Consider the following 5,259-nt stretch of genomic DNA (forward strand, 5'->3'; position numbering starts at 1 on the left):
CTCCTGCCCCACCTTGGAGAGGATACTGGACATGTTGATGATGGAGCCCTTGGTTTTGCGCAGATGGGGGATGGCGAACTTGCAGCCGTAGAACTCGCCCATCAGGTTGGTGGCCAGCACCCGCTGATAACTCTCGATGCTCATGTCGCAGGCGTCCATGTGGATGGGGTTGTAGCCGGCGTTGTTGACCATGGTGTCCAGACGGCCGTATTTCTCCACGGCAAAGTCGATGAGAGCCTTTACCTGATCGGGGTCGGATACATCGCACTGAAAGAAGGTGCACTCACCCTTTCCGGCGGCGTTGAGCTCCGCGGCGGCGGCCTCTCCCTTTTCCTTGCGCCGTGCGGCCAGAACGACGTTCATGCCCGCCTCGCTGAACACCTTGGCACAGCCCAGGCCGATGCCGGTGTTGGCGCCGGTGATGACGGCCACCTTGCCCCGCATTTCTTCTTCAATGGGAATCATGGAACACTCCTCCTGTCTGCCCGCCTGACGGGTCACTGATTTTTGATGGCGCTGTCAAAGGCTACATCCGAGGCTGAGAAGTTGATCTTCTTGGTGAAGGCGCAGGCCTCGGTGCCGCCGAAGACCCGCTCCATGCCGCTGTCCTCCCACTCGATGGACAGCGGGCCGGTGTAGCCGATCTGGTTGAGGGCCCGGATGATGTTGTCGAAGTCCACATCGCCGTGGCCGGGGGAGACGAAGTTCCAGCCCCGGCGCTGGTCGCCGAAGGTGATGTGGGAGCCCAGGATGCCGTTGCGGCCATTAAGGTTGAGCTTGACGTCCTTGATGTGGACGTGATAGATCCGGTCGGAGAAGTCCAGCAGGAACGTCTGGGGGTCCAGGCCCTGCCAGACCAGATGAGAGGGATCGAAGTTGATGCCCAGGGTGGGCCGCCGGTCAAAGACGTCCAGCAGCTTTTTGGTGCTCCAGTAGTCAAAGGCAATCTCCGTGGGATGGATCTCCAGAGCCAGCTTTACGCCGCAGCGGTCAAACTCGTCCATGATGGGGCTCCACAGCTCCTTGACCTGCTGATACCCGGCTTCCACCTGTTCCTCAGAGGTCTGGGGGAAGGAGTACCAGAATTTCCAGATGGGAGAGCCCATGAAGAATGTCACCGTGTCCACGCCCATGGCCTTGGCCGCCTGAGCGGTGTCTTTCATCTCCTGCACGGCCCAGGCTTGGATGGCCTCAGGATTGCCGGCGTACTGGGCGGGGGCGAAGCCGTCCAGCCGGGCGTCGTAGGCGCCGGGGAGGGTGTCGCACACGCACTGGCCCGCCAGGTGATTGCTGATGGACCAGCAGCCAAGGCCGTATTTTGCCAGTGTGTCCTTGACCTGCTGGACATAGGTCTGGTCGGAAGCGGCCCGCTTCATGTCCAGATGGGCGGCGGAGAGCTCGAGACCCTCATAGCCCATTTTCTGCGCCAGGGCGCAGATCTCCTCCAGGGAGAGATCGCCCCACTGAATGGTAAATAAAGTGACCGGTCTTGCCATGATGATACTCCTTTCTTATCGCTTGATGGGGACCCACACGTTGCCCTGACGGTTGCTCTCCAGGCAGGCCTCCACAAAGGCCAGGCCGTCGGCACCGTCGGAGATGGTGGGGTAGTCGATCATGTCGGGGGTGAAAGTGCCGCCGGCCTTGGCGGCGACACACTGGGCAAAGCTGCGGTAGAGGTTGCCCATGGCCTCCAGCCAGCCCTCGGTGTGGCCGGCGGGGAGGCGGCCGTACCGGGCGGCCTTTTCCGTCACGGCACCGTAGCCCCGGTGAATCTCCCGGATGGTGCCGTCGTTGTCGATGACGGTGATCTTCTCCGGCGTTTCCTGGAACCAGAGAATGGTGCCCTTGCTGCCGTAGACCCGCAGCCGCAGACTGTTGTCCGCGCCGATGGCCACCTGACTGGTCCAGTAAATGCCGGAGGCGCCGTTTTCATATTCCACCAGCACGGAGTCGTTGTCATCCAGAACCCGGCCGGGAACGATCACATCCATCTTGGCCAGGACCCGGCGGATCTTCAGCCCGGTCACGTCCGCCACAATGTTCTCCACGTGGGTACCCAGATCGCCCAGGCAGTTCACGCCGCCGGAGCGGGCGGGGTCGCAGCGCCACTCGCCCTGTTTGCCGCCGTGGTCGTCCTCGTGGGCCAGCCACCCCTGGGGATATTCCGCCATCACGGCCCGGACCTCACCGATGGCGCCGGAGGTCACCAGATCCCGTGCGTATTTGGTGGTGACGTGGCCGGTGTAAGTATAGGTCACCATAAACAGCCGGTCCTTCTCCACTGCCAGCTGCTCCAGCTCTGCGGCCTGGGCGTAGGTGACGGTGGCGGGCTTGTCGCAGGAGACATGGATGCCCGCATTCAAAAATGCCTTGCAGATCTCATAGTGGGAGATATTGGGCGTCACCACCACCACAAAGTCGATGCCGTCGGGACGGGCGGATTCCCGTTCCGCCATTTCCCGGTAATCGGCGTAGCACCGGGAGGGGTCCACTCCCAGCTCCTCTGCCGTCTGACGGGACTTTTCAGGATGAGAGGAAAAGACACCGGCCACCAATTCCGCCGTGCTGTCCAGGGCAATGGCCCGCCGGTGGGCATCGCCGATGAAGGAACCGGGGCCGCCGCCCACCATTCCATAGCGCAGAACCTTTTTCATGCTCATATGCTCCTTTCTGAGTTCCCGATCTGTGCGGAAACAGACCTGGGGCCCGTTCCGCGTTCTCTGCCCTCATTTTAGCATCGCCCTGCCGGGACCGCCGCCACAATGTTGCAGAAAAAAGATGACAAGTTTGCGGTTTTGGGGTATGCTGGGCGTATGAAATATGAGTATGAACTGATTTCTCACAACTACATTCGTGGATTTCACCTGTTTTTGGTGCGGATTTTGTACAGAACGCCCCATCTCCATCGGGAATTTGAGGTGAATCTGATTTTGGAGGGCACGGTGGAGATCCTCTCCCAGGGGCGGGAGTACCACGCGGATGAGGGGGACTTCTTTGTCTTTGACCCCTATCAGCCCCATGAGCTCCGGGCGGAGACGGGGACGGTTTTGATCCTCTCCATTCAGATCTCCCCCGCCTTTTTCAGCGGGTATTTTCCGCAGATGGAGTCCGTCCGCTTTGGTACGGAGATTTTTCACCGGGCGGAATCTCCCCGCCATCAGGAAATCTATCGGGAGATTTTGAAGACGACGGCCAGCTATTGCGAAAAGACCCCGTTTTATGAACTGGACTGTGCCCGGTGCATCAATGCGCTGTTCCGGCTGCTTTTGGATGTGTCCGCCTTTACGGTGGTCAGCGAAGCGGAGCGCCCGGCCCAACGGGTCCGCCAAGAGCGGGTGCGCTATCTGGCGGAGCGGATTGAGGGGGGCTTTTGCGAGAAGCTGCTGCTGGGAGACCTTGCCAAAGAACTGGGAATCGATCTGTATTACCTCTCCCACTTCTTCCGGGAGCACTTCGGCCTCTCCTTTCAGGAGTATCTGGCCAAACTCCGGTGTGAAAAGGCCCGGAGGGAGTTGCTGCTGACCGACCGGTCTTTGCTGGACATCAGTATTTCCTGCGGGTTTTCCAGCCCCAAGTATTTCCAGCGAGCGTTTGAAAAGCAGTATGGAGCCTCCCCGAAGGAGTACCGGAAGCAGGCTCCCCGGCAGATCGGGGAACAGCCTGCCGCCTCGGTGTTCACCTCCCAAGAGTTTCTCAGCGACAGGGAGAGTTTGGAAATCGTCCGGCGGCTGCTGGCGTCACCCTGACAGCGGATATGCAGCCGGAACGGTTCGGCAGCGGTCCTTTGGCATGGAGCTGCCCGTGATGTGCGGGAAATACTTGGATCAGGTGCTTTTGCAACATCTTTTGATGAAGCGAAAAGATAGTATACAGTTATATAAAATGAAAGAAAAATCAAAAAATGTAACGAAAGGAATCGCCGGTTTTAAAATGCGGAGCGTTTGCGGATTTTAAGAAAACTGCGGCGGCCCCCACTGCTGACGGCGAAACGGTTTATATCCGAACCCAGTATTTTAACAGCAGGGGAGGGAACGTTTGAAAAGTTTCTCAAGCGGACTGCTTATGGAGGTCCTTTTGCGGAATAATAGGAGCAGAGATTGAAAACGGAGTGTAAAACGGCCATGAAGCTGATACTGAGTGATTGCCCCCTTGGAGTTGAACTCCCCGACCATACCGATGTGACCTGGATCAATCTGTCCCAGCTGAAGATTGCGGGGTGCATGGGATGCTTTGGATGCTGGACTAAGACGCCGGGGCGGTGTGTCATCCGGGATGATGCCGTGAACGTCTATCCCGTGATTGCAAAAAGCGAGGCGGTACTGTACGTGAGCCGCATCCGGTACGGCGGATACGACACCGTCATGAAGACCATGCTGGAGCGGGCGATCCCGGTGCAGCAGGCGTTTATCCGCGTCCTGCATGGAGAGACCCATCATGTCCAGCGCAGCGTAGTGCCTAAAGATGCATACATTCTGGCGTACGGCGATTCGGGGGAAGAGGAGCAGGCAATCTTCCGGCGGCTTGTCGCCAGAAATGCGCACAACATGAGTTTTCGCACCTACCGGGTCGACTTCTGCCGGGAGGACCAGGTGGATGATTTTGTGAGGAGGGAGTTGAAAACATGGGGGATCTGCTGATTTTGAATGGAAGCCCCAGAGCACCGCGCTCCCACTCCAAGCACTATGCACAGATGGTTTCCGCGTACTATCCGGGGACCACAGAATACTGTGACATTACCAAAACCAGTCATCAGGCGCTTTGCGGCAAGGTGGGCGAATATTCCAAACTGCTCTTCGTGTTTCCACTGTATGCGGATGCCATCCCGGTCTCCCTGCTGAATTTTTTGAAAGCGCTGGAGGTACAGCCGCCGGAAAAGAAGCCGGTGGTTTCGGTCCTCATCAACTGCGGCTTTCTGGAGCCGCAGCAAAATGATGTGGCCATCGAGATGATGCGGCTGTTTTGCCGGCAGAATCAATATCCCTTTGGGGCCGTTTTGAAGATCGGCAGCGGCGAGGCGATTTTGGACTCTCCGTTCCGCTTTCTGGCGGCAAGGAAAATCAGGCGCTTTGCGGATGTGGTTGCCCGGGGAGAGTATGAGACCTTGCAGGTCACCATGCCGCTGCCGAAAAAGATGTTTGCCGCGGCGGCGGAGACGTACTGGAAAAATTACGGCAGGAAGCACGGTGTTACCAAGGAACAGATGGAGACCATGAAAATCGAATCATAGGCTTTTTCCTTGGCTGTGACTTTTCGGAA

General features: G+C 58.3%; 6 protein-coding genes. 3 read left to right on the forward strand and 3 right to left on the reverse strand.

The features are described 5' to 3' along the window. From QZL67_RS00165 to QZL67_RS00175, 3 genes are all read right to left on the reverse strand, one after another. On the reverse strand, nt 1-465 hold a 465-nt coding region (locus QZL67_RS00165), incomplete at its 3' end, for an SDR family NAD(P)-dependent oxidoreductase (RefSeq protein ID WP_292919560.1). A 32-nt stretch (nt 466-497) separates the two neighbouring features. After that, complete coding sequence (locus QZL67_RS00170; protein WP_022288769.1) at nt 498-1,496, reverse strand: sugar phosphate isomerase/epimerase; 999 nt, start codon at nt 1,494-1,496, stop codon at nt 498-500. A gap of 15 nt (nt 1,497-1,511) precedes the next feature. After that, complete coding sequence (locus QZL67_RS00175; RefSeq protein WP_022288770.1) at nt 1,512-2,657, reverse strand: Gfo/Idh/MocA family protein; 1,146 nt, start codon at nt 2,655-2,657, stop codon at nt 1,512-1,514. Nucleotides 2,658-2,816: 159 nt separating this feature from the next. Here QZL67_RS00175 and QZL67_RS00180 point away from each other — a divergent pair, with 159 nt between their 5' ends. The 3 genes from QZL67_RS00180 (at nt 2,817) to QZL67_RS00190 (ending at nt 5,230) form a co-directional block, all read left to right on the forward strand. Next, the gene (locus QZL67_RS00180; RefSeq protein WP_292919562.1) at nt 2,817-3,749 is read left to right on the forward strand and encodes an AraC family transcriptional regulator; all 933 of its coding nucleotides are present in this window, start codon (nt 2,817-2,819) and stop codon (nt 3,747-3,749) included. Between the two features lie 375 nt (nt 3,750-4,124). Then, a complete protein-coding gene (locus QZL67_RS00185; protein WP_292919564.1) occupies nt 4,125-4,640 on the forward strand; it encodes an NAD(P)H-dependent oxidoreductase in 516 nt (171 codons plus the stop codon). Next, nucleotides 4,625-5,230: a hypothetical protein gene (locus tag QZL67_RS00190; RefSeq protein ID WP_022288773.1), complete on the forward strand. Its 606-nt coding sequence runs from the start codon at nt 4,625-4,627 to the stop codon at nt 5,228-5,230. The genes QZL67_RS00185 and QZL67_RS00190 overlap by 16 nt, the downstream gene beginning before the upstream one ends. The last annotated feature ends 29 nt before the right edge of the window (nt 5,231-5,259 follow it).

It is taken from the genome of Oscillibacter sp. CAG:155, assembly GCA_000436875.1.
Lineage (GTDB): Bacteria > Bacillota > Clostridia > Oscillospirales > Oscillospiraceae > Oscillibacter.